This window comes from Corynebacterium auris (assembly GCF_030408575.1).
Classification (GTDB): domain Bacteria; phylum Actinomycetota; class Actinomycetes; order Mycobacteriales; family Mycobacteriaceae; genus Corynebacterium; species Corynebacterium auris.
Genome location: NZ_CP047047.1, coordinates 2,089,937 through 2,114,194, shown reverse-complemented (window position 1 = coordinate 2,114,194; position 24,258 = coordinate 2,089,937). Strand labels below are relative to the sequence as shown.

21 protein-coding genes are annotated in these 24,258 nt (G+C 67.7%); 15 read left to right on the top strand and 6 right to left on the bottom strand.

Translation table 11 applies throughout. From position 1 onward, the window contains the following. Positions 1-48 precede the first annotated feature (48 nt). Positions 49-1,362, top strand: coding sequence for an extracellular solute-binding protein (locus tag CAURIS_RS10095; protein WP_290341928.1), 1,314 nt, complete (start codon positions 49-51; stop codon positions 1,360-1,362). Here the strand turns inward: CAURIS_RS10095 and CAURIS_RS10090 are convergent. From CAURIS_RS10090 to CAURIS_RS10080, 3 genes are read right to left on the bottom strand one after another with little or no spacing between them, the layout of a single operon-like run. After that, entirely contained in the window at positions 1,359-3,134 is a 1,776-nt protein-coding gene (locus tag CAURIS_RS10090; protein WP_290341927.1) for a pyruvate dehydrogenase, read from the bottom strand. The genes CAURIS_RS10095 and CAURIS_RS10090 overlap by 4 nt on opposite strands. A gap of 39 nt (positions 3,135-3,173) precedes the next feature. After that, on the bottom strand, positions 3,174-4,340 hold the full coding sequence (locus tag CAURIS_RS10085) for an alpha/beta hydrolase (RefSeq protein WP_290341925.1): 1,167 nt from the start codon (positions 4,338-4,340) through the stop codon (positions 3,174-3,176). Next, positions 4,337-4,594: a hypothetical protein gene (locus CAURIS_RS10080; RefSeq protein ID WP_290341924.1), complete on the bottom strand. Its 258-nt coding sequence runs from the start codon at positions 4,592-4,594 to the stop codon at positions 4,337-4,339. Before CAURIS_RS10080 ends, CAURIS_RS10085 begins: the two co-directional genes overlap by 4 nt. 100 nt (positions 4,595-4,694) lie before the next feature. Between CAURIS_RS10080 and CAURIS_RS10075 the strand changes: the two genes are divergently transcribed. Beyond that, positions 4,695-5,486 carry a carbon-nitrogen hydrolase family protein gene (locus CAURIS_RS10075; RefSeq protein WP_290341923.1) on the top strand — a complete coding sequence of 264 codons (792 nt, stop codon included), beginning with the start codon at positions 4,695-4,697 and terminating at the stop codon, positions 5,484-5,486. Positions 5,487-5,490: 4 nt separating this feature from the next. Here the strand turns inward: CAURIS_RS10075 and CAURIS_RS10070 are convergent, their stop codons facing one another. After that, entirely contained in the window at positions 5,491-6,507 is a 1,017-nt protein-coding gene (locus tag CAURIS_RS10070; protein ID WP_290341922.1) for a hypothetical protein, read from the bottom strand. Between the two features lie 119 nt (positions 6,508-6,626). Here CAURIS_RS10070 and CAURIS_RS10065 point away from each other — a divergent pair, with 119 nt between their 5' ends. From CAURIS_RS10065 to CAURIS_RS10015, 11 genes are all read left to right on the top strand, one after another. Beyond that, positions 6,627-8,015 (top strand): sodium/glutamate symporter, encoded by a 1,389-nt coding sequence (locus CAURIS_RS10065; RefSeq protein WP_290341921.1) that lies wholly within the window; start codon positions 6,627-6,629, stop codon positions 8,013-8,015. 321 nt (positions 8,016-8,336) lie between these two features. Beyond that, complete coding sequence (gene clpB, locus CAURIS_RS10060) at positions 8,337-10,886, top strand: ATP-dependent chaperone ClpB (RefSeq protein WP_290341920.1); 2,550 nt, start codon at positions 8,337-8,339, stop codon at positions 10,884-10,886. A 151-nt stretch (positions 10,887-11,037) separates the two neighbouring features. After that, complete coding sequence (gene adhP / locus CAURIS_RS10055) at positions 11,038-12,069, top strand: alcohol dehydrogenase AdhP (protein ID WP_290341919.1); 1,032 nt, start codon at positions 11,038-11,040, stop codon at positions 12,067-12,069. Positions 12,070-12,152: 83 nt separating this feature from the next. After that, on the top strand, positions 12,153-12,566 hold the full coding sequence (locus CAURIS_RS10050) for a DUF4265 domain-containing protein (protein ID WP_290341918.1): 414 nt from the start codon (positions 12,153-12,155) through the stop codon (positions 12,564-12,566). A 28-nt stretch (positions 12,567-12,594) separates the two neighbouring features. Then, positions 12,595-13,437, top strand: a complete 843-nt coding sequence (locus CAURIS_RS10045) for a sulfurtransferase (protein WP_290341917.1) — start codon at positions 12,595-12,597, stop codon at positions 13,435-13,437. 30 nt (positions 13,438-13,467) lie between these two features. After that, the gene (locus CAURIS_RS10040; protein ID WP_290341916.1) at positions 13,468-14,439 is read left to right on the top strand and encodes a TtfA family protein; all 972 of its coding nucleotides are present in this window, start codon (positions 13,468-13,470) and stop codon (positions 14,437-14,439) included. Between the two features lie 40 nt (positions 14,440-14,479). Next, positions 14,480-15,028 (top strand): orotate phosphoribosyltransferase, encoded by a 549-nt coding sequence (pyrE, locus tag CAURIS_RS10035; protein ID WP_290341915.1) that lies wholly within the window; start codon positions 14,480-14,482, stop codon positions 15,026-15,028. Beyond that, positions 15,009-15,671 (top strand): TrmH family RNA methyltransferase, encoded by a 663-nt coding sequence (locus CAURIS_RS10030; protein WP_290341914.1) that lies wholly within the window; start codon positions 15,009-15,011, stop codon positions 15,669-15,671. Before pyrE ends, CAURIS_RS10030 begins: the two co-directional genes overlap by 20 nt. A gap of 61 nt (positions 15,672-15,732) precedes the next feature. Continuing rightward, a complete protein-coding gene (locus CAURIS_RS10025; protein ID WP_290343379.1) occupies positions 15,733-16,938 on the top strand; it encodes a glycoside hydrolase family 76 protein in 1,206 nt (401 codons plus the stop codon). Positions 16,939-17,087: 149 nt separating this feature from the next. Further along, the gene (fbaA, locus tag CAURIS_RS10020) at positions 17,088-18,122 is read left to right on the top strand and encodes a class II fructose-bisphosphate aldolase (protein ID WP_290341913.1); all 1,035 of its coding nucleotides are present in this window, start codon (positions 17,088-17,090) and stop codon (positions 18,120-18,122) included. A gap of 87 nt (positions 18,123-18,209) precedes the next feature. Next, on the top strand, positions 18,210-19,376 hold the full coding sequence (locus tag CAURIS_RS10015; protein WP_290341912.1) for an FUSC family protein: 1,167 nt from the start codon (positions 18,210-18,212) through the stop codon (positions 19,374-19,376). Positions 19,377-19,429: 53 nt separating this feature from the next. Here the strand turns inward: CAURIS_RS10015 and CAURIS_RS10010 are convergent, their stop codons facing one another. Both CAURIS_RS10010 and CAURIS_RS10005 read right to left on the bottom strand, forming a co-directional pair. Beyond that, positions 19,430-20,269 (bottom strand): PRC and DUF2382 domain-containing protein, encoded by an 840-nt coding sequence (locus CAURIS_RS10010; protein WP_290341911.1) that lies wholly within the window; start codon positions 20,267-20,269, stop codon positions 19,430-19,432. Between the two features lie 295 nt (positions 20,270-20,564). Beyond that, a complete protein-coding gene (locus CAURIS_RS10005) occupies positions 20,565-21,488 on the bottom strand; it encodes a hypothetical protein (RefSeq protein WP_290341910.1) in 924 nt (307 codons plus the stop codon). Between the two features lie 50 nt (positions 21,489-21,538). Here CAURIS_RS10005 and CAURIS_RS10000 point away from each other — a divergent pair, with 50 nt between their 5' ends. Then, positions 21,539-22,828 (top strand): adenylosuccinate synthase, encoded by a 1,290-nt coding sequence (locus CAURIS_RS10000; protein WP_290341909.1) that lies wholly within the window; start codon positions 21,539-21,541, stop codon positions 22,826-22,828. Positions 22,829-22,882: 54 nt separating this feature from the next. Then, positions 22,883-23,989 (top strand): ATP-grasp domain-containing protein, encoded by a 1,107-nt coding sequence (locus CAURIS_RS09995; protein ID WP_290341908.1) that lies wholly within the window; start codon positions 22,883-22,885, stop codon positions 23,987-23,989. Positions 23,990-24,258: the final 269 nt, after the last annotated feature.

Genomic DNA, 24,258 nt, shown 5'->3' with positions numbered 1-24,258 from the left:
CCCACACGCTGTGTATGTTGCAGGACCCCAGGAGAAAGCGAGTTGAACATGGCGAAGAAGATGGCGGCAGTGCTGTCGGCGGCGGCCCTCGGAATGTCCCTCGTGGCGTGCGCCGAGGAGGAGGGCGCGCAGGCAACAGGCGACGGCGAGATCCAGATCGAGTTCTGGCATTCCACCGCTGGCCAGGCGGGCACCACGTTGCAGTCGCTCGTGGATGAGTTCAACGCCGACAACGAGGGCGAGATCGAGATCGTACCGCTGTACCAGGGCAACTACGCGGACTCGATTGCCAAGTTTATTTCCTCGGTGCAAACTGGCGACCTGCCTGCGCTGTACCAGGCGAACGAGGCGCAGGTGTCCTACCTCATCGACGCGGACCTGGCCGTGCCTGTCGAGGAGCTCTCGGAGCGCTCCGGCAGCTACGACTTCGACAACCTGCTCCCGGCCGTGCGCAGCTACTACACCGTCGACGGGCAGATTCACTCGATGCCGGCGATGGTGTCCCAGCCGACCGTCTTCGTGAACAAGGAGCTTCTCGACGAAGCGGGGGTGGCGCTCGAGGAACTGCAGACTGTGACCGGACTGGTCGACGCGGTGGAGAAGATCCACGCCGCCACCGGGGTGCCGGGCGCGACGTTCCACCACAACGCGTGGTACGTGGAGATCTTCAACTCCGCGCTCGGCAACGAGACGTGCACCCCGGACAACGGCGTCGGCCCGGAGCCGGCCACGGAGTTCAACATCAGTAACGACGAACTGGTGGAGATGCTCGGGCGCTTCGGCGAGTTCTACGAAACCGGTGCGCTGCACAACCCCGGCGCCGACGGGCAGGCGGCGACCGGCGCCTTCCAGACCGGCAACGCGGCCATGCAGCTGGTGACCTCAGCGGCGCTCAGCGGCGTGGAGGAGGCAGCCCAGTTCGAGTTCGTGCTGTCGCCCTGGCCGCGGGAGACCGCGGACGCCGGCGCCGTGATCGGCGGAAACTCCCTGTGGGCCATCAGGGAGGGCCACTCCGAGGAGGTGCAGAACGCCGCGTGGGAGTTCATGAAGTTCATGGGGTCCGATGACGTCCAGCAGCGGCTGTTTCAGGAGACGGGCTACCTGCCCACCACCGTGCGGGCGCTTGAGGGCCTGGAGGAGCTCAACAGTAGGCAGGAGACCCTGCTGCAGCAGCTTCGCGAGACGCCCGAGACGGTGGTCACCGCGGGCTGCCACACGGGTGCGCTGAACACGGCGCGCAACGAGTACCAGCTCGCGCTGTCGAATATCGCCAGCGGCGCGGACGCCGCCCAGGAGCTCGCCACCGCCGAGGAGGCCGCGAACCGGGCGATCGTCGAGTACGAATCTCGCTCCGGGAACTAGTTACTGCGGTCCTTGAAGGTAATCGAGGCGGCCGCGTCGATGTGGCGCAGGTTGGCGCGCGCCAGGTCGATCATGCGGCCGACGCCGCCGTCGAGCACTGTCTTCACACCCGCGGTGGTAAAGCCCGTCATCATGTCCCACGTGATGTTGGGCGGCAGCGACAGGGCATCCGGGTCCGTGACGATGTCGACGAGCACGGGCCCGTCGTGGGCAAGCGCCTTTTCCAGGGTGGGCCGCAGGTCCTCGGGTTTTTCGATGCGGAAGGACGTAATGCCCACGCCCTCGGCGATCGCGGCGAAGTTCACCTGCTCGTGGTCGGTTTCGTGATCCGGGAAGCCGGCGACGAGCATCTCCAGCTTCACCATGCCGAGCGAGGAGTTGTTGAACACCACCGTCTTGATGGGCAGGTTGTGCAGCCTGACGGTGAGCAGCTCACCGAGCAGCATGCCCAGGCCGCCGTCGCCCGACCAGGAGATCACCTGGCGCTCGGGGAACGCCGCCTGAATACCGATTGCCTGGGGCAGGGCGTTGGCCATCGTGCCGTGGAGGAAGGACGCGGACTCGCCGCGCTTGCCGTTCGGGGTGAGGTAGCGCGAGGACCACACGTTGCACATGCCGGTGTCGACGGTGAAGAAGGCGTCGTCGTCGGCAAGCTCGTCGAGCACCGAGGCGGCGAGCTCGGGGTGGATGGGGGTGCGGGACTCGCCGGCCTTGGAGGTGTACTTGTCCACCACGTCCTCGAGGAGCTCGTGGTGGCGCGTGAGCATGGAGTCCAGGAAGGAGCGGTCCTTCTTCTCCTCCACGTGGGGCAGGATGTTGTCGATGACGCTGGCGACGTCACCCACGACGGGGTAGGCAACCGGGGTGCGGCGTCCGATGTGGGCCGCGTTGATGTCAATCTGCGCCACGTTCTCGTGGGGCAGCCAGTCCGTGTACGGGAAGTCGGTGCCCACCATGAGGAAAAGGTCCGCCTTCATCGACGCCTCGTGGCACGCCCCGTAGCCGAGCAGGCCGGACATGCCCACGTCGAAGGGGTTGTCGTACTCAATGAACATCTTGCCGCGGAAGGAGTGCCCCACGGGAGCCTTGACCTTGTCGGCGAGGGCGAACAGTTCGTCGCGGGCGTTACGGGCGCCGTAGCCGGCGAAGATGCACACCGTGTCCGCCTCGTTGATAGCTTCCACCAGCCGGGCGGCTTCGCCGGGGTCGGGGAAGACGCGCGCGTCCGCGCCCGTGGCGTAGGTGGAATCGGCCGTGGTGGGCCCGTCCGAGACCTCCTCCTCGAAGACGTCGCCGGGGATGACCATGACGGACACGCCGTTGCCCGCCAGGGTGTTTTGCAGCGCGTTGTGCAGCACGCGCATGCCCTGGTCAGCGGAGTTGACCACCTCCAGGTAGGAGGAGCATTCCTGGAACAGGTACTGCGGGTGCGTTTCCTGGAAGAAGGAGGAGCCGATCTCGGGGGAGGGGATGTGGGAGGCGAGGGCGAGCACCTTCGCCCCGCTGCGGTGCGACTCGAACAGGCCCTGGATGAAGTGGGTGTTGCCGGGGCCGCAGGAGCCGGCGCAGACGGCGAGCTCGTCGGCGGCGAGGGAGTCGGCGCCCGCAGCGAAGGCCGCGGCCTCCTCGTTGCGCACGTGGACCCATTCGATGTCGTGGGTGCGCACGGCGTCGGAAAGCGGGTTCAGGGAATCGCCCACGAGGCCGTAGATGCGTTTCACGCCGAGTTCTTCGAGCTTGTTCACCAGCTGGTTGGCGAGGTTGTTAGGCATGGTTCTCCTTTGGTCGTGACGTATAAGCGAGTGCTATTTCTATTCGTACACGTCGAAACCCCGCCCCGGCAGGCTCGTCAGGGCGCTGAGGAAATCGGGATCGTCGAAGTAGGCGGAGTGCCCGCCCTCGACGCCGTCGACGGCCCGGGCCCCGAACGAGGGGTGGGACGGGGAGGTGCCGTGCACCGCGCGGTCGCCGAAACGCAATAGGCCGATGGGGTCCGCGTCCGCGTCGACGACGAAGACCTCGGGTGCATCCCCGAGAAGCTTCATCTCGGCGGCGGAGGCGACGGGGACGCCCGGCGAACCCAAAAGCCACAGGTCATCGGCGTAAAGCCCCGCCTCGCTGGCGGCGCGCGCGGCGACGACGGTGCCGTAGCTGTGCGCCACCACGCTCTTGCGGGCCGCGGGGAAGCGTTCCTCCAGTGCGAGCTGGAAGGCGGCGAGGGACTCCCCGCCGCGGCGGGCGGAGGAGGGGTCGATCCCGCGCGGCACGTCCGGCGGCGGGACGTAGCCCTGCCAGACCACCACGGCGCCGCCGGTGGCCGCCGCAATGCGGCGGGCCTTGGCCAGCTCCCCGGCCAGTTGCTCGGGCCGGCCCGTTGACACGCCGGCCACGAGGGTGGTTACGCGGGCGGGGTCGGTGTGATCGCCGACCAGAACGCTCGTGCGCCCGGGACCGGCCTCGAGGATGAGGCCGCCCGCCTCGGTGACCGTTCGGGCGGTGGAGGCGGGCACGGTGGAAAGGTGGCCCGCGTGGATCGCCTCCAGGTCGTCGAAAGGGCGGTGAACCAGCTCGTCGAACTGCGCCGGGGTTCCGTCGAGGGCGAGCACGTTGACGGCGAAGGCGGTCGCGGTGTCCAGCAACCACGCCATCATGTTGAGCCACTCGATGGCCTGGGCGCGCCGGGCGTGGTAGGCCAGCTGGGCCAGCTGGTCCAGCGCGTCCTGGGCGGAGCTGGCCTCGGCGAGAATCCGGGAGGCGTGGTGGTAGAGCGCGGCGCGGGAGAGGAACGCCTCGCCGAAGGCGCGCAGCCGGTCCAGCCCGGCCGAGGCGGCGGGCCCGGCGAAGCCCGTTCGCGCCACCAGCTCGGCGGCGCGAGAAGCATCGGCGGAGCGGGCCACAAGCTGTGCGGCGGCGGAGCGCAGGGCGTCTGCCCCCGCGGTGAGCTCGGCCGTCTTCAAAGGGGGCGCGTAGGTGGTCATCGCGCGCCCCCGAGACGGTCTGCGAGCTGGCCGTCCAGGCGCACTGCCTCTTCGGCGAAGGCGGCGAGGGAGTCGGTGTGGGTGTGGGTGGCGGCGGTGGTGGCGTCGATAAGCAGGGCCCACTTTTCTTGCGCGGAGGCGAGCGCGCTGGACAGTGCGCCGGGCGAAAGGTGGGCGCGCGGCGGAGCGGGCCAGTCGGGCAGGCACGTGCGGGCGGTGTCGGCGGTGGCGGTGGAAAGCTGCAGGAAACCCATGCGCACAGGGTGCGCGCGTGCGGCCCGGCCGGCAAGGCTGAGACCCCGGGGCTGTGGACAACTCGTGGTGGGAGAGAAGTTTTCCACATATCGTGGCCCTATGAAGATCGCGTTGTTGCAATTGAACAGCACGGGTGATAAGGAGAAGAACCTCGAACTGATCACACCCAAGATCCGGGAGGCGGCCGCGGCGGGGGCGAGCCTCGTGGTGCTCCCCGAGGCGACCATGCAGGCCTTCGATAACGGAAGGTTGGACACCCAGGCGGAGGACCTCGACGGCCCCTTCGCCGCCGCGCTGCGCGAGCTCGCGGCCGAGCTGGGGGTGACCATCGTGGCGGGCATGTTCCGCCCGGCCGACACCCGCGACGGGCGCAACCGCGTGTACAACACCGTCCTGATCACGGGCGGCGGGCTGCACGAGGGCTACGACAAGATCCACACCTTCGACGCCTACGACTACCGCGAGTCCGACACCGTCAAGCCCGGCGGCGAGCTGGTCACCTTCGAGCACGAAGGCACGGTGGTGGGGGTGGCCACCTGCTACGACATCCGCTTCCCCGAGCAGTTCAAGGACCTCGCTCGCCGTGGGGCCGAGGTCGTGGTTGTTCCCACGAGCTGGGCCGACGGCGAGGGCAAGCGGCACCAGTGGCGCGTGCTCACCTTGGCCCGGGCGCTCGACGCCGGCATCTTCATCGCGGCGGCCTGCCAGGCCCGCCCCGGTGGGCAGGCCAAGGCGGGGCAGAAGAGCGGGCCGACGGGGATCGGGCACTCGGTTGTGGTCACGCCGACGGGCGAGCGCCTCGCGGAGGCCGGCTACGGCGATGACCTGCTGGTGGTGGACATTGACCCGGCCGACGCGGCCCGGGCGCGCCGGGCGCTGCCGCTGCTGTAGGGGCTTAGTCCCAGGTCACGGGCGCGTCCGGCGCGATTTCCACCAGCGAGGCCGCGCCGCGCAGCCCGTCCGCGATCTCGCGCACGCTTGTCGACGCCCCACTGACCACCACCCTGCGCCCCCGCCACAATTCCGGGGCAATGTCGGCGCCCAACGGGGCGCGCGAGAGGCTGAACCAGCCGTGCAGCTCGGCGAGGGCGGAAAATACCTGGTAGTCGTAGTGCGCCGCACGCGACGGCGCCTGCAGCAGAAGATGGGTTCGCGGGCGGTCCTGCTGCTGCGCAAGCGCGAACACGATCGCCTTGGCCACCGCGGCGCCCGTGCCGGCGGCGACGATGAGAAGGTCCTCGCGGGAGTACAGGTCGAGCGCCGGCCCGCGCGCCGCGCCGAGCGTGACGTAGGCGCCGACCTGCGGGGTGAACTCGTCGGTGACGTGGAACTCCAGCTGGCCGAAGGGGTTGGCGGGAAGGGCCGGGGCGAGGTTGCGCCACTCGCCCTGGCGCCCGGCGGCCATGACCGGCATGTACTGGCCGGGCTGGTAGCCCAGGCCCATCCCCGCCTCGAGCCGCACGAGCGTGACAGCGCCGCGCGGGTCCACGGACGCCACGCGCGCGGCCGTCGCCGCCGGGATCCCGGCTGCGTCGGCGGCCTCCGCCTCGCTGCGCATGAGCTCAGCGGTCGCATTGAGAAGCGCGTCGGCCTGCGAGCCCGCCAGCGGGGCGAGGGCGCGCTTGGCCGCCGCGGCGAAGTCCCGGTAGGCAGAGGCGGGGAAGCCGAAGCGGCGGAAGTCGAGGGCCAGCGCGCGCAGCCGGCGGGCGGTCGCTGGGCTGAGCGAGCCGCCCGGGGAGGTCCGGAGGAGCCAGAGGAGGGCGTCGATAAGCGATGCCGGGGCCGTCGTCGCCTCGGCGGGGAAGATCCCGCGGGCGAGGGGAACGTGCTCGGCGAGGTCGACGAAGAAGCTGCGGCGCAGAGCCTCGCCGTCGCGGCCGACTTTTTCGCGCAATTGCGTGTACGAACCCATGCGTGCAAGCGTACTAATTGAAGAAAACGTGACGCGGGCTACTAGTGTTGCACCGGTAGAGAAATAGAAAAGACACGCGGGGCCGCACTGGCTCCCCGACAAAACGTGAGGTCGAGCCGATGGACTACACCCCCTATACGCTGCTTCTCGACGTCGGCTGGATCTCCATCCTCCTCATCGTCGGCAACGCACTGCGCAACCGGCTGAAGATGCTTCAGACGCTTCTGCTGCCCGCGCCCATCACCGCCGGATTCATCGGCCTCATCCTCGGCCCGGAGGTCCTCGGGCTGATCAACTGGTCGGACAAGATCAGCGACTACACCACTCTGCTCATCGCGGTGGTCTTCGCCTCCATGGCCTACTCCATGACCCTCGGCGGCTCCGTCGCCTCGGGCGCGCGCAACATGTGGGGCTACTCCACGGCCATGTTCTTGGGCCAGTGGGGCCTTTTCGCCCTGCTCGGCGTGTACCTGTTCACCGCCGTTTTCGACACCGACCCCTGGTTCGGCCTCATGCTGCCCGTCGGCTTTGTCGGCGGCTTCGGCACAGCGGCCGCCGTGGGATCCTCGCTCGAAGAGATCGGCCTGTCCGAGGCCTCCTCCCTCGGCTTCACCTCCGCCACCGTCGGCTCGATCGTGGCCATCATCGGCGGCGTCATCATGGCCAACTGGGGCATTCGCAAGGGCAAGGCGACGGAGCTGAAGGGCGACCTGCCGGAGGACCTGCGCACCGGCTACATCGATAACCCCGACGAGCGCCCCTCCATCGGCAAGGCCACCACGAACCCCTCCTCCATCGAGCCCCTGGCGCTGCACGGCGGCTTCCTCATCTTCACCGTCCTCATCGCGTACCTCATTAACGAGGCCATCAAAAACCAGTGGCCCAGCGTGTCCATTCCGCTGTTTGCCATGTCCTTCGTGGTGGGCCTGCTCGGGCGCCTCGTCCTCCGGCTTCTCGGGCGCGGCGACTTCCTCGACTCCGGCACGATCACCACCATCTCCGGGGCGGCGACCGACTACATGATCGCCTTCGGCATCGCCTCCATCGTGCCGGCCGCACTCGCCGGGTACTGGCAGGCGCTGCTCGCGCTGTTCGTTCTGGGCGTCATCTTCTGCGTTGCGTGGATGCTGTGGGCCGGCCCGCTCTTCTTCGGTGAGTACTGGCTCGAGCGCGGCATCTTCGGCTGGGGCTGGGCCACCGCCGCCACCGCTACGGGTATCGCCCTGCTCAAGATGGTCGACCCCAAGCTCAAATCCGGCACGCTCAACGAGTACGGCGTGGCGTACGTGGGCTTCGCCCCCTTCGAAATCGGCATGACCATCCTCGCGCCCATCGCGGTCGTCGCGGGCGTGACAGCCGGCTTCGGCTGGGCGGCGTTTGCGGTTTCCGTCGGCGTGATCATCGCGGCCTTCGCGCTGAAGTGGGTGCCCGCCGAGAAGCACGGCACGGCGCCGCGGCCGCGGTCGCGGAAGCGGGGATCGCGGGCAGCGCCGAACGACGGCGACTAGGCCGACGAAAGGCCAAGAACGGAAGGGCAAGAACGGAAGGGCAAGAAACGACGTAGGGTGGCTCCTGCGCTGGATTCTTGCCCTTTCATTCTTGTACTGGGGCTTTCTTGTACTGGGGCGTTTGGCTATCGGCCGCGCAGGCTCGAGCAGAGAGGGAAGCACCGCGCGGCATACGCTCGGCTGCACGGGTAGCGCAGCGCGCTGGTCGGCAGCTTGAGCGAACCGCGCTCAAGTTTTCTCGCGTTGAGTGGAACAGACTCAACTTGTTGGGCGTTACACAGGATGTAGCGAGAACAAGAGCGAGAAAGGACGGATGCGCTCATGGCATCTTTCAACCCCACGACAAAGACCCAGGAGGCGTTGCAGCAGGCACTGCAGCGCGCCTCGGCCGCCGGTAACCCCGACATCCGCCCGGCTCACCTGCTTGAGGCGATCCTGCAGCAGGAGGAGGGCATCGCCGCGCCGGTGCTGCGCGCCACGGGCGTCGACCCGGAGACGGTGGCGCGCGAGGCGGGCGCGATCGTCGACGGCTACCCCAGCGCCGAGGGCCAGAACATGGCCAACCCGAACTTCAACCGCGACGCGCTCAACGCGCTCAACGCGGCGCAGGAGCTCGCCGGGCAGCTTGGCGACGAATACGTTTCCACCGAAGTGCTACTCGCCGGCATCGCCCGCGGCGGGGACGAGGCGGCCGAGCTGCTGAAAAAGCGCGGCGCGACCTACGACGTGCTCAAGGGGGCCTTCCCCTCGGTCCGCGGGAACAAGAAGGTCACCTCTCAGGACCCGGAGGGGCAGTTCCAGGCGCTGGAGAAGTACTCCACCGACCTGACCGCGCGCGCCCGGGAAGGCAAGATCGACCCGGTGATCGGCCGCGATTCGGAGATCCGCCGCGTGGTCCAGGTGCTCAGCCGCAGGACGAAGAATAACCCTGTCCTGATCGGCGAGCCGGGCGTCGGTAAGACTGCGATCGTCGAGGGCCTGGCGCGCCGCATCGTGGCCGGGGACGTGCCCGAGTCTCTGAAGGGCAAGACCTTGATCGCGCTGGATTTGGGCTCGATGGTTGCGGGCGCGAAGTTCCGCGGCGAATTCGAGGAGCGGCTCAAGGCGGTGCTGGATGAGATCAAGTCCTCCGAGGGCGAGATCATCACCTTCATCGACGAGCTGCACACCATCGTCGGCGCGGGCGCGTCCGGCGAGGGCGCGATGGACGCGGGCAACATGATCAAGCCGATGCTCGCGCGCGGTGAGCTGCGCCTCGTGGGCGCGACGACGCTGGACGAGTACCGCCAGTACATCGAGAAGGACGCCGCTCTGGAGCGCCGCTTCCAGCAGGTCTACGTGGGTGAGCCGACGGTGGAGGACACCATCGGTATCCTGCGCGGGCTGAAGGAGCGCTACGAGGTGCACCACGGCGTGCGCATCCAGGACTCGGCGCTGGTGGCGGCGGCGGAGCTGTCCAACCGCTACATCACCAACCGCTTCCTGCCAGACAAGGCGATCGACCTGGTCGACGAGGCGGGTTCGCGCCTGCGCATGGAGATCGATTCCTCCCCGCAGGAGATTGACGAGCTCGAGCGCGTGGTGCGCCGCCTGGAGATCGAGGAGATCGCGCTGCAGAAGGAGCCCGACGCCGCCGCGAAGGAGCGCCTCGACGCGCTGCGCCAGGAGCTGGCGGACCAGCGCGAGCGCCTCGGCGAGATGAAGGCGCGCTGGGCGAACGAGAAGGCGGAGATCGACAAGGTCCAGAACGCCAAGGAGGAGCTCGAGCGTCTGCGCAACGAGTCGGAGATCGCCGAGCGCGAGGGGGACTACGCCAAGGTCTCCGAGCTGCGCTACGGGCGGATCCCGGAGTTGGAGCAGCAGGTCGCCGAGGCGGAGGCCGAGGAGTCTCCGCGCACGATGCTCACCGAGGAGGTCACGCCCGACGTGATCGCCGAGGTTGTCTCCAGCTGGACGGGCATCCCGGCCGGCAAGATGATGGAGGGCGAGACCGAGAAGCTGCTCACCATGGAGTCGGTGCTCGGCGAGCGCGTCGTGGGCCAGACCGAGGCGGTTACCGCGGTCTCGGACGCGGTGCGACGCTCCCGCGCGGGCGTGTCCGACCCGAACCGCCCGATCGGTTCCTTCCTCTTCCTCGGCCCCACCGGCGTGGGCAAGACGGAGCTGGCGAAGGCGCTCGCCGAGTTCCTTTTCGACGACGAGGCCGCCATGGTGCGCATCGACATGTCCGAGTACGGCGAGAAGCACTCCGTCGCGCGCCTCGTCGGTGCCCCTCCCGGCTACGTCGGCTACGACGCAGGCGGCCAGCTCACCGAGGCGGTGCGCCGCCGCCCGTACTCGCTCGTGCTTTTCGACGAGGTGGAGAAGGCGCACCAGGACGTCTTCGACGTGCTGCTGCAGGTGCTCGACGAGGGCCGCCTGACCGACGGCCAGGGGCGCACGGTGGACTTCCGCAACACGGTGGTCATCCTCACGTCCAACCTGGGCGCGGGCGGCACCCGCGAGCAGATCATGGCCGCGGTGCGGGCGCACTTCAAGCCGGAGTTCATCAACCGCCTCGACGACGTCGTCGTCTTCGAACCGCTGACGACCGACCAGCTCGTCGGCATCGTGGACATCCAGCTGGGCGGGCTCGCCGAGCGCCTGGCCGGGCGCAGGCTCAGCCTCCACGTCTCGGACGCGGCGAAGGCCTGGCTGGCGGAGCGCGGCTACGACCCGGCCTACGGCGCGCGCCCGCTGCGCCGCCTGATCCAGCAGGCCATCGGCGACCGCCTGGCCAAGGAGTTGCTCGCCGGCTACGTGCGCGACGGGGACACGGTCAACGTGGACGTGGCCGACGGCGGTGAGTCGCTGACGGTCGACGCGGCGTAACGCGCAACAAGTATGCCCGCCACTGTATGCCCGCCACTGCATAAGTGGCGGGCATACTTGTTGAAAACGGTATTAAAAAAGTACACCACTCAAAACTAAAACTGGATACCGTGTGGTGAAGGGATAGGAGCGACCATCTAAGGAGGAAGACATGTCCATCCCAACCACCATGCGTGCAGCTGTTGTTGAAGAGTTTGGGCCCCAGGTCAAGGTCAAGGAGATTGACCTGCCGAAACCCGGCCCGTTTCAGGCGCTAGTCAAGTTGAAAGCCTCCGGCATCTGCCACACGGACCTTCACGCGGCGCACGGTGACTGGCCGGTCAAGCCCTCCCCGCCGTTCGTGCCCGGGCACGAGGGAGTCGGAGAAATCGTGGAACTCGGCCCAGGTGAGCACCCGGTGAAGGTGGGTGACATCGTTGGGAACGCGTGGCTCTGGTCTGCATGCGGGGCGTGCGAGTTCTGCCGCACGGGTCGAGAGACCTACTGTGATGAGGCCGAGTACGGCGGCTACACCATGAACGGTTCTTTCGGCGAGTACATGTTGGTGGACACCCGCTATTCTCCGCTGATTCCCGACGGTGCAGACCCGGCCGAGGTCGCCCCGATTTTGTGTGCCGGCGTCACCGTTTACAAGGCGCTGAAAGTAACAGAAACGAAGCCGGGCCAAACCGTCGTCATTTCGGGGGTTGGCGGGCTCGGCCACATGGCGGTGCAGTATGCCCGTGCGATGGGAATGCGCGTGATCGCTGTTGACATCGCGGACGAAAAGCTCGAACTGGCGAAGCGGATCGGCGCGGAGTACACGATCAACGCGCGGGAGAAAGACCCGGCAGAGGCGGTCCAGGAGTACACCGGGGGAGGTTCCCACGGAGTGCTGATTACGGCGGTGCACCCGCAGGCCTTTGAGCAGGCGCTCGGGATGGCCCGCAAGAACGGGACCATCGTGTTTGTGGGGCTTCCTCCTGGGGAGTTCTCCGTACCCATCTTCGAGTCCGTCCTGCGCGGTATTACGCTACGCGGCTCAATGGTGGGGACGCGCCAAGATATGGCGGAGGCTCTGGGATTTTACGCGCGCGGCGAGGTGAAACCTCACGTGACCGCATGTGGCCTCGATGAGGTCAACGATGTTTTTGAAAGGATGGAAGCCGGCAAGATCGACGGGCGCATGTCCATCACGTACTAGCGCGTGCGCCTCGGGCGCGCGCCCCGGAATGTAGGGGTGCGCGCCTGACTCATTCCCCTCGTCGACAGGCTAAGGTACGAGTCATGCAGCCTACGACGACGATCATCACCCGCGTGGCCGTGCCCGGCGTCGAGAACGAGCAGCTCGCGGCGCACCAGGTGGGGGAGAACAAGTTTGTGGTGGCCAGCGTGCCGTTCGTCGATACGACGCTGGCGCTCGGGGACATCGTGGAGTGCGTCACGGTGGGCGGGCGCTTCCACGTCGACCGCGTGGTGGTGCGCGGCGGCGCGTCGACGGTGCGGATCCTGCCGAACGAGGAACGCCCGAACGACATCGCGGAAACGCTGCTCGCCTTCGGCTGCCGGGTGGAGCTGGGCCCGGCCGGGATGCTCGCGGCGAGCATCGGTGCCGATTGCCCGCGGGAAGGCATCACCGAGTGGCTCGGCGGCCTGGCTGAGGAAGGCGTCATCGAGCTCGCTCCCGGATACACGGCGTAGGGGCGGCGCACCCCCTACACTGGGCCGCATGAGCGTATTTGTCCCGGCAGAGCAGCTGCGCGAGCGGATCAACACCGGCAAAAACCAGGCGATCATTGCGGCGCTGTGGGAGCCCGAAGAGGGCAAGGCGTGGTCGAAGTTCCAGTCCGAGCACATCCCCACAGCGAAGTTTTGCGATCCGTCAGCGGTGCTGTCGGGACTGCCCGGGCGCCGCGTCGGGCGCAACCCGCTGCCTCCCGTGGATGTGCTGGCCAAGGCCGCGCGAAGCTGGGGCGTGGAGAAGGGGCGCCCCACCTTCATTTACGACACGGGCGACGGCCTGTTCGCCGCCCGCACGTGGTGGCTTTTGCGCTGGCTCGACGTCGAGGACGTCTTTATCGTCGACGGCGGATTCGCGGCTTGGGACGGCGCGAACCTGGAAACGGTCGCGGGCCCCGGCAACCTCTCCGTCTTCGCCGATTTTGAGCCCCGCCCGGGCAGCCTCCCGGTGGCAACGCTCGAGCAGGTCAAGGCATTCGACGGCATGCTTATCGACGCCCGCGGGGCGCGCCGCTACAGCGGCCGCCGAGAGCTTCTCGACCTGAAGGCCGGCCACATCCCGGGCGCGGTGAACCTCCCCGCCACTGAGTTCTTCGCGGCGGAGGAGGGCACCGTCATTCCCGCCGCCGAGATCCGCGAGCGCGCCGCGGCCGCGGGGCTGACCGAGGACTCCGACCCGTCCGAGGTGATCGCTTACTCCGGTTCCGGCAACCACTCGGCGCTTCTGCTTGCGGCGCTCGCGCACGCGGGGCTGCCTGTGGTCACGCACTTTGTCGGCGGCTGGTCGCAGTGGGCGGGCGATGCCGCGAACCCGGTGGCCACCGACCTGTGATGTCGGGGGCGGGCGCTACAGTAACCCGTAATGGCCTACCTACTGATCTTCCTCGGCGCCGCTGCCCTCGTCGCGGCGCTCGTGCTGCTGCTCGTCGACGCGAACCGGCGCGACACACCTAGGCGCGGGGCTCCCAGGGGCGGGCCTCAGCCCCGCCGCGACGCTGAGCCCCGGCGCGCGGGGCTGTCGTTACCGGGATCCGCGCGGCGCGGGAGGCGCGAGTGGGCGAGCAAGCACGGCTTCGACTTCGCCAAGCGCGATGACTACCTCAACGGGGAGTGGTCGCGCGGCGCGGCAGCCGGCGGTGCGCCGCCCGTCAACGTGGCCTCGGGGACGTCGTACGGCCACGACACCTTCGTGGTGGACATGGGCGGGGTCACCGTCATGGCCATGCGCACCGGGGAGGTCAGCGACGTCGTGGTGGACCTGCGCCGGGAGGGATTCCAGGCGGATTCGTCCGAGGACCTCCTCGAGGTGGGCGAGGCGGAGGGCTTCCGCATTTTTGCCACGGAGGCCGGCCCGGCCCGTCGCTTCTTGGACGTGCGCGTGACCACGGCGCTGGAGCTGCTCCCCGCCGCGGTGGGGGCGGTGTGGTGCGAGTCCGAGTGGGTTCTCGCGCAAATGCCGCCGGACGCGGACCCGGAGACTTTGGACGACATGCTCGCCCCGCTTGCGCTTCTCGCCGACGCCGCGCGCGTTTTACCCCCGCGCGACTGGGAGGAGATACGCGCGCCGTACCCGACGCGTGAGATGGCGCAGCCGACGCGGCCTGACGGCGGTCCCGTCGCAGCGGTCGGGCACGCCCCGCCGGTGCAACGGCCGGAGGAGCCGCTGGCGCTTCCCACCAGGACCACCGGCGCGGTGCGCGGGGTGATGGACCACCGTGCGGTCGGCGGAGACGAGGTGGAGGCGATCGCGGACGGCGCCGAGCGCGGTGAGCGCGGCCCGGATCTCACGAGGGTGAAAAGAGACCGGACACCGCCCTCGATCTTCGGTGACTGAACTGTGATCTCGCAGGCGGTCACGACTAAGGTGGGTGGACATGGGTACTGTGAACGAGGCCAGGAAGGACGAGCTGGCGGAGCTGGTGAAGGAGCTCGCCGTCGTCCACGGCAGGGTGACGCTGTCCTCCGGTAAGGAGGCCGATTACTACGTGGACCTGCGCCGGGCCACGCTGCACCACAGGGCGGCGCGGCTGATCGGGCAGCTTCTGCGCGAGCTCACCGCCGACCTCGATTTCGACGCAGTCGGCGGGCTCACCCTGGGCGCCGACCCGGTGGCCACCGCCTTCATGCACGCGGAGGGTCGCCCGGTAGACGCCTTCGTGGTGCGCAAGGAAGCCAAGAAGCACGGCATGCAGCGCCGGATTGAGGGCCCGGGCATCGCTGGGCGCCGCGTGCTGGTGGTGGAGGACACGACCACCACGGGCAACTCGCCGCTGACGGCCGTGGAGGCCTGCCTCGGGGAGGGTGCGGAGGTTGTGGCGGTGGCCACGGTCGTTGACCGGGCGACCGGCGCGCAGAAGGTGATTGAGGGGGAGGGGCTCGAGTACCGCTACCTCCTCGGGCTCGGTGACCTTGGACTGGAGTAGTGGCGCGAAGGGGCCCACCGAGTGGGCCGAGGGGCGCCACGGCGTGGGGCCCTGGGAGGGGGAGTGGCCGACAGACCCGCGCTACGATCCGGATCTTTTGGCGCGCGGGGATCGCCGCAACGTCGTGGATGCGTACCGCTACTGGTCGCTCGAGGCGATCAACGCCGATTTGGACGCGAAGCGTCACCCATTCCACGTGGCCATCGAGAACTTCGAAAACGACATGAACATCGGCACCGTGGTCCGCACGGCCAACGCCTTTTTGGCGCGGGCGGTGCACATCGTGGGGCGGCGGCGCTGGAACCGGCGCGGCGCGATGGTCACGGACCGCTACCAGCACATCCGGCACCACGAGTCCGTGGGCGAGCTTATGCGCTGGGCGGATCAGGCCGGTCTGGCCGTGGTGGCCATCGACAACACCCCGGGTTCGGTGCCGCTCGAAACGGCGGTGCTGCCGGAGCGCTGCGTGCTCGTCTTCGGCCAGGAGGGCCCCGGTATCACGGGGGAGACGCGAGATCAGGCGGCGATGACGTGCTCGATTGCCCAGTTTGGCTCGACCCGTTCGATCAACGCGGGCGTGGCGGCGGGCATTGCCATGCACGCGTGGGTGCGCCAGCACGCGGACCTGAAACAATCCTGGTAGGTCTGGCAATATACGGAGGAGCAGGCGTATCACGAGCATGATGAGGACAGAGGAGGATTCCGTGGTGGACACCTGGGCACACCGCGCGGATCTGGCGGAATCCGCCATCCAGGAACGCCACGCAACCCGCCTGTGGGGGCTGCCGCGCACGAACCTCGCGGCGGTGGCCTGGCCCCCGGGTTGGCGCGAGTCCACCTTCCTGCACTGGCACTTCTGGTGGCAGGCGCACTACATCGATTGCCTTATCGACGCCGCCGAGCGCCGCTCCACCAAGCTGCGCCGCAAGCGCATTAGCCACACCTTGCGCGGGGTGGTCACACGTAGCGCGGGCAAGCCGACGTCGAATCGCTACTACGACGACAAAGCGTGGCTGGCGCTCGCCTGGAACCGCGCGCTCGCGCTGGAGGGATTCAGCCGCCCGAAACAGCTCACCGCGCTGGAGTTCGACATCCTCGCGGGAATCGACCCGACCACCGGCGTGCTGCCGTGGCGCCGCAACGAGACCTTTTACAACATGCCCTCGAACGGCCCGGCGGCGATCCTGTTCGCGCGGACGGGCAGGCTGGATAAGGCCCGCGAGATGACGGACTGGATCTTCGACAACCTGATGGCGGACAACGGCCTGGTCCAGGACGGCATCCGCATGCGCATGAACGGCCCGGAGGTGGTGGACAAGATTTACACCTATAACCAGGGCACCGTGCTCGGCGCGAGTTTGGAGATCGCCTTGGCGCTGCGCCGCGACGTCGGGCTTGCCGACGACGAGCCGATCGACTCCTTCGACCACTCGGAGCGCGCCGACGCCTCGGTGTTCTACATCACCCACATCCGTGCTCTGGTGCGGGCGATTGCCCGGCACATGGCTACACCCCGCGGGGTGATCACCCGCCCGGAGCACGAGACGCGCGACGGCGATGGTGGGCTGTTCCACGGCATCCTGGCGCGCTACCTCGCGGACGTGGCGGTGCGCATGCCGGAGGACAGCCCGGAAAGTGTGGCCACGAAGAAGCTCGCGGCGCGCCTGGTCATGGCGTCGGCCGAGTCGCTGTGGGGGCACCGGCTGGAGGTGGACGGCCTGCCTGTCTTCCCCTCGGATTGGACGGAGGACGCGCGGCTGCCGCACAACTACGGCTTGGGTCCGTCGTCGCTAAGCCAGGCCGTGGGCCTGCTGCGTATCGACGAGCGCGACCTGTCCGTGCAGCTGTCCGGCTGGATGTTGCTCGAGGCTGCGGCGCGGGTGGCGGCCAACACTGCGGGTAAGAACTAAAGGGCAAGAATCCGCCTCGAGGCGGCACCGGGATGGATTCTTACCCTTTGTTTCTTCACCTGGAGGCCGGCCGAGATCGCGACTGCACCGGCCGGACAAAATAGGCATACTGGGGGCGTACGTCAACCCGCACATCGGAGGTTTCCAGCATGCCCATTGCCACCCCTGAGGTCTACAACGCGATGTTTGACCGCGCGAAGGAGCAAGGCTTCGCGTTCCCCGCCATCAACTGCACGTCTTCGGAGACGATCAACGCGGCGATCAAAGGTTTCGCGGAAGCAGAGTCCGACGGAATCATCCAGTTCTCCCTCGGCGGCGCCGAGTTCGGTTCGGGCCTGGCCCTGAAGAACAAGGTCGCGGGCGCGCAGGCGCTGGCGGCCTTCGCGCACGAGGTAGCCAAGCATTACGACGTCAACATCGCCCTGCACACCGACCACTGCCAGAAGGAGATGCTCGACGAGTACGTGCGCCCTCTGCTGGCGATTTCGCAGGAGCGCGTGGACCGCGGCGAGAACCCGTTGTTCCAGTCCCACATGTGGGACGGCTCGGCCATCCCGATCGACGAAAACCTGCAGATCGCCCAGGAGCTGCTGGAGAAGGCGCACAAGGCGAACATCATTCTCGAGGTCGAGATCGGCGTGGTCGGCGGCGAGGAGGACGGCGTCGAGGCGAAGGCAGGGGCGAACCTGTACACGACGCCGGAGGACTTTGAAAAGACCATCGACGCTATCGGCACCGGCGAGAACGGCCGCTACCTGCTCGCCGCGACCTTCGGCAATGTGCACGGCGTGTACAAGCCGGGCAACGTGAAGCTGCGCCCCGAGGTGCTTGGGGAGGGCCAGCGGGTGGCCGTCGCCAAGCTGGGGCTCAAGGAGGGCGACAAACCCTTCGACTTCGTTTTCCACGGCGGCTCCGGCTCCGAGAAGGAGAAGATCGAGGAGGCGCTGACCCACGGCGTGATCAAGATGAACGTGGACACCGACACGCAGTACGCGTTCACCCGCCCGCTGGCGGCGCACATGTTCGAAAACTACGACGGCGTGCTCAAGGTCGACGGCGAGGTGGGCAACAAGAAGGCCTACGACCCGCGCTCCTACCTGAAGAAGGCGGAGCAGTCCATGTCCGAGCGCGTCATCGAGGCGTGCCAGGACCTCCACTCCGTGGGAACGACGCTGAGCAAGTAAGCAATCGCTAATCGACGCCCCACTGGACGCGGTGGGGCGTTTTCGCGGCTTGGGGGGCCGCGCGCTGCGGAGGCTAGTCTTAGGTGCATGGCCAAGCAACGGATGAGCACGCGCGAACGCCTGCACCAGATAGACAGTTCTATTCACGCCCGGTTCAGGCGCGTGGGCAACCGCCTGCTGCCCATCACCCAGATCGCGCTCGCGGCCGGGGTTGCGTTCTGGATCTCCACCAGCATCTTCGGCCACATGCAGGCGTTTTTCGCACCGATTTCGGTGATCATCGTCATCGGTATGACGGGCGGGGACAGGATCAGCAAGGCCGTCGACGTGTCCATGGGCTGTATCATCAGCGTCTTCGTCGGCGACCTACTGTTTGCCAACCTCGGTCAGGGCGGCTGGCAGATCGCGGTGATCGTCGGCGGGGCGCTGTTGATCGCCTCGTTCTTTTCCAAATCGCAGCTGGTGAACAACCAGGTGGCCATCGGCTCGATCCTCATCGCCACCATCCTGCCGCCGGGCGGGGAGGTCACCGGCATTGACCGCACCATCGACGCCCTCGTGGGCTGTGTGGTGGCGATGCTGGTGCTCGCGCTCATCCCGCAGTGGCCGATGTCGCGCGCGCGGACGGAGATCGCGCACGTGCTTAAGCTCATGTCCTCCGTCCTCGACGACGTGACCGAGGGGCTGAAGAAGCGCGACGAAGAGGTTATTGCCGAGGCGCTTGAGGCGATCCGCGCCAGCCAGAGCGACGTCGACGGTATGGCCAGCGCGGTGCGTTCCGGCCAGGAGTCGGCGAAGCTGTCCCCCTTCTTGTGGGGTGCGCGGCGCTACGTGATGGCGCTCAGCCGCGTGATCACGCCGACCGATCAGGCGGTGCGCACCACTCGTGTGCTGGCGCGCCGTGCCCACGTGCTGTGCGAGGACAACGACACGGTCAGCGAGAAGCAGATTGAGATCCTGGACTGCTTGGCGCGGATCTGCCTTGAGATTTCGGAGGTCTACGAGGTCAACTCCCGCCTGCTTCAGGCGAGCGTGATTCCGGAGGCGGTCAACGAGCTGCGCGCGCTCGGCGCGGGAGCCGGCACGGAGGTGCTGCAGAAGGATTCCGTGTTGTCTGCCTACGTGATCCTCGCGCAGTCGCGCTCGCTCATCGTGGACCTCTTGCAGGTGTGCGGGATGTCGCGCGAGTCGGCGGTAGCGGTTTTGGCTCCGACCTCGCCGACGCCGAAGTACCCGCCGGAGCTGTACGAATAAAGGGCAACGCCCCCGGCGTGGCCGGGGGCGTTACAGCGCTGGGGGCTGAGCGCTTAGCGGTCAGCGTCGGGGCGGGTGACGTCGCCCTCGGTCTCGATGCGCTCCTTGGCAACGTCCTCGGAGACGCGCTCGGTGTCCTGGACGGTGTCCTTGTTCAGGGAGACCTTCTCCACCGGGACGGACTCCTTGGTCACGTTGACGCGCTCCTCGTGGACGGTGACGGAGGCCTCGTCCTCGCCCAGGTCGTCGACGGCCTGGATGTTGTCGGCGTCGGTGACGGGCTCGCGGACGACGCGGACCTCTTCACGCTCAACGGGGACCTCGACGGTCTCGGTCTCGTTGACCACGTACTTGCGCAGTCGGACCTCGCCGGACTGGACCCGCTCCTTGTCCACGTTCAGCTGCTCCTCGGAGCGGACGATCGACTCCTGGTCGGTGTCGGTGACCTCCGGGCGGTCCTGTTCGTCGGCAGCCGGGGCCGGGGCGGGCGTGGGCTCGACGCCAGCGGCGGCCGGGGCACCAGCGGCTGCACCGGCGGCCGGTGCGGGCTGGTTGGCCTCGTAGGTGGTCACGTCCTGGGCGCCCTCAAGACCGTAGTGGCGGTAGAACGCCTCCTGGTCCTGTTGGGTGAGGTGGCCGTCCTCCGCGAGGTCCGGGGCATCCTTTACCCGGTCCTTCGGGAAGGCCAGGTGGAGCTCGCCGTCGCGCAGGGTGTGGCCGCGCAGCGGGACGATGGAGTCGCTGCCGCCGAACAGGCCGTGGTTCACGGCCACGAAGTCGGGCTGGCCGGTGTTGTCGTTAACGTAAACGTCCTTGACGGCGCCAATCTTGTCACCATCAACGTCGTAAGCGGTAGCGCTAGCAAGGTCTTCGATGCGGTTGTACTCAGCCATGTCTGATCTCCTTCTTTCTAATTTCGTGCGGGCCGGTGAACTCCGGCGCCGATCCCCCTCTCGGGAACACCATCAAATGTAGGGAGGAAACCGAGGCCTCGCTAGGACGGCCGTTCAACTTGAGGCTGTTATCAATTGGTTGTGGAACGCGGGTTCAGCTTTCGCTACCATGCCGCAGCTCGCGCCGCTGAGCTGGGACAACGGCGTGCTGTCTACCGGAAACCGGAATCCAGAGCGCGGGAAAAGGCCCGCCGGCGGTGCACTACTGCACAAAAAGAGGCTAATGTGATATATGTCACTTAGACTCTTGAGCGGGAATCTTAACGCTCTGAAGGTCGCGCAAGTGCCGGTAGAAGGTCACCCGGTCGACGGGGCGTGGGCGCGCGACACCGTCGACGGTCACGCGGATGTCCACCCCACCCGCCTGTACGGCACGGCCGGTACGTACGGAGGAGGCGTCCACGCGCCCGGGTGCGACGGCGGCACCGCGGGTGAGCCACGAGCCGAACGGGAGGCGCGCGAGCGCCTCGAGCTGTTCGGGTGAGCGTTTGCCGCTGGGGCCGGCGGCGTTGGCGGGGGTAGTCATCCGGGAGGCGGCAATGCCGGGCTGGTCGTTCATGGGAACAAGCTTCGCGCCGAAGTCCCCCGCAAAAACGGCGGAGGTTCCGTTGTCCTCGCGGTGCAGCAGGACGTCGGAGTCCACGACGATCTCGCCGATGAACTCGCGGGCGGGATCGGCGCGGGTGAGCGTCGCGGACCCCGCCACCACCTCGGAGCGATCGGTGCGGATGCACGGGGAGGGCGCCACCGGCGCCTCGACGGCGGCCACGAGCCGGTCCGCCTCGCTCAGCCCAGACATGCCCCAGACAGCAGCGCCTGCCGACGTCGCATCGGCGGGCAGGTAGGCCACCTCGGCCCACAGGTAGTCCGCGCGCATCATCCGGGTCAGCACCGCGCCGAGTGCAGCGTCGGTGCCGGAGACCACCACGCGTAGGCGCTCGGCGGGCTCCTGCGGCGCCGGGCCGGGCGCGCCCATGTGCGCCACCGAGGGGGAGGCGGCGATCTCCGCGAGCGAGGGAGTGGGGTCCACCGGCAGCAGCTCCCGCGCGACCTCGTCGAGGAAACGCAGGTCCGAGCGCGAAGGCACGGCGGGGAGGGTGACGTTAGTTGAGGCGTCGATAAGCAAGCGCGAAGCGCACGCGCAGTGGATGAGACGCATGCCGCTCACGCTACAATAGCGCCGTCAACGCCTATGTATAAGGAGTGAAGATGTCCGCCATCGTCATCGTCGGCGCCCAATGGGGCGACGAGGGGAAGGGCAAGGCCACGGATATTCTCGGCGGCAGGGTCGACTACGTGGTCAAGCCGAACGGGGGCAACAACGCGGGCCATACCGTCGTGGTGGGCGGCGAGAAGTACGAGCTGAAGCTTTTGCCCGCGGGTGTGCTCAGCGAGAACGCGACCCCGATTTTGGGCAATGGCGTGGTGATCAACCTGCAGGCGCTGTTCGAGGAGATCGACGGGCTCACAGCGCGCGGGGCAGACGCCTCCCGCCTGCGAATTTCCGGCAACGCCCACATGGTGGCCCCGTACCACCAGACGCTCGACCGCGTGCAGGAGCGCTTCCTGGGCAAGCGGGCCATCGGGACAACCGGCCGCGGGATCGGCCCGACCTACGCCGACAAGGTCGCGCGCGTGGGGCTGCGCGTGCAGGACATCTTTGACGAGTCGATTCTGCGCCAGAAGATCGAGTCCGCACTGGACGTCAAAAATCAGATGCTGGTGAAGATGTACAACCGCAAGGCCATCGCCGTCGACGAGGTGATGGATTACTTCATGGGCTATGCCGAGCGGCTCAAACCGATGGTCATCGACGCCGAATACACCCTCAACACCGCGCTCGATGAGGGCAAGCACGTGCTCATGGAGGGCGGTCAGGCCACCATGCTCGACGTCGACCACGGCACCTACCCGTTCGTCACCTCCTCCAACCCCACCGCCGGCGGGGCGTGCGTGGGCGCGGGCATCGGTCCGACGCGCATCACGGCCTCGCTGGGCATTGTCAAGGCCTACACCACCCGCGTCGGCGCGGGCCCGTTCCCCACGGAGCTGTTTGACAAGTGGGGTGACTACCTGCAAACCGTCGGCGGTGAGGTGGGCGTGAACACCGGGCGCAAGCGCCGCTGCGGCTGGTACGACGCTGTTATCGCCCGCTACGCGGCCCGCGTTAACGGCTTCACCGATTTCTTCCTGACCAAGCTCGACGTGCTCACCGGTATCGGGGAAATCCCCATCTGCGTGGCTTACGACGTCGACGGCGAGCGCTTCGATGAGATGCCCCTTACCCAGACCCAGTTCCACCACGCGGAGCCCATCTACGAAACCATGCCGGCGTGGGACGAGGACATCACCGGCGTTACCGAGTTCGCGGACCTGCCGCAGAAGGCGAAGGACTACGTGCTGCGGCTGGAGGAGCTCTCTGGCGCGCCCATGAGCTACATCGGTGTCGGCCCGGGCCGCGACCAGACCATCGTGCGCAACGACGTGATGCAGCGCTAGGGTGTGAGGGGCTAGGGTGTGAGGGATGTCCAGCGAAAGGCGGAACAGACCCACATGACTTCGGCAGATAATAATCAGGTTCTCATCCTGGGCAGCGGCACGCTGGCCCAGGAGCTGGCCACCTCCTTCCTCCGCCTGGGTTTTATCCCCCGCGTGGGCAGCCTGGCACAGGGCATCCCGCCGCGCGGGACGGGGGAGGCTGTGCCCGCCCTGACGGTGGTGTGCGAGGCCGCGCCCACCGAGCAGCTCGCCGAGCTTGAGCAGTCCACCGGCACCGAGCTCGTGCCCACTGTCGCTGCGTGCGAGATCACCCGCAACCGCGAAGGCATCCGCCGCACCGCCGCCGAGGAGCACGGGCTGCCGACGATGGCCTACGAGTTCGCGGACACGCCCGAGGAGTTGCGCACCTTTGCGGAGCGGGTGGGCTACCCGTGCGTGGTCAAGCCGGGCACCTCCACCGGGGGCGAGGGGCAAAGCGTTGTCACCGATCCCGCCGAGCTGGACGAGGCCTGGGACAAGGCCGCCGCCACAGGCCAGGAGGGGCGAGTGGCGGTGGAGCGCTACGTCGACTTCGACTACGAGTGCACCATCCTCACTGTGCGCTCCATCGACCCGGCGACGGGGCAGCTGGCCACGTGGTTCTGCGAACCCATCGGCACCCGCCACGAGGACGGTCGCCTCGTCGAGGCCTGGCAGCCTGCCCCGCTCAGCGCCGACGCGATGGACAACGCCCGCTCCATCGCCGCTCGTATCTCGGGCGCCATCGGCGTGCAGGGCATCTATGCTATCGACCTCTTCGTCGACGGCGACGAGGTCTACTTCTCTCAGGTCAGTCCCCGCCCCACCCTTGACGGAATGATCACCGGCGCCACCCAGCGCATCAACGAGTTCGACCTGCACGCCAGGGCGGTGCTGGGCTTGCCTATCGACGTCACCCTGACGTCCCCGGGGGCCGCCCGCTTCGTCGGCGCCGGCAAGGTTTCCCGGGAATCGCTCGCCGAGGCCCTGGCTGTCGCCGAAACGGGCGTTGTGGTGGTCGGCGACACCGTGGTGGTGCGCTCGACGGGCGAGGACATCGCCGAGGCGCGCGAGCGCGCCGGGGAGGCCGCGGCGCGACTTGGTGGGGGGAGCGCGCGACTAGATTCCGCGCAGATTTTATGAGTGCCGCCCTATGGGCGGCCTTTTTATTAGCGGGCGCCGTCTGTAGCACATCATACGTTTCCCCTGCTCGGAGAGGTAATTAGCCGCAGCCTATCGGCCATATAGGTCAAAAATATGCTCGGGATGAATAAATATGACGATTACCTCGCGCTAGCTAGCAAAAACTGATAACGACAGCTCCTGGCAGTCTGGCAATTCTGTAGTCGCTGACTGGGAATCCTATGCCTTTCTCCTAATGGTTCGTTCCGCCGTTTTTGGCCTGTGGGCCG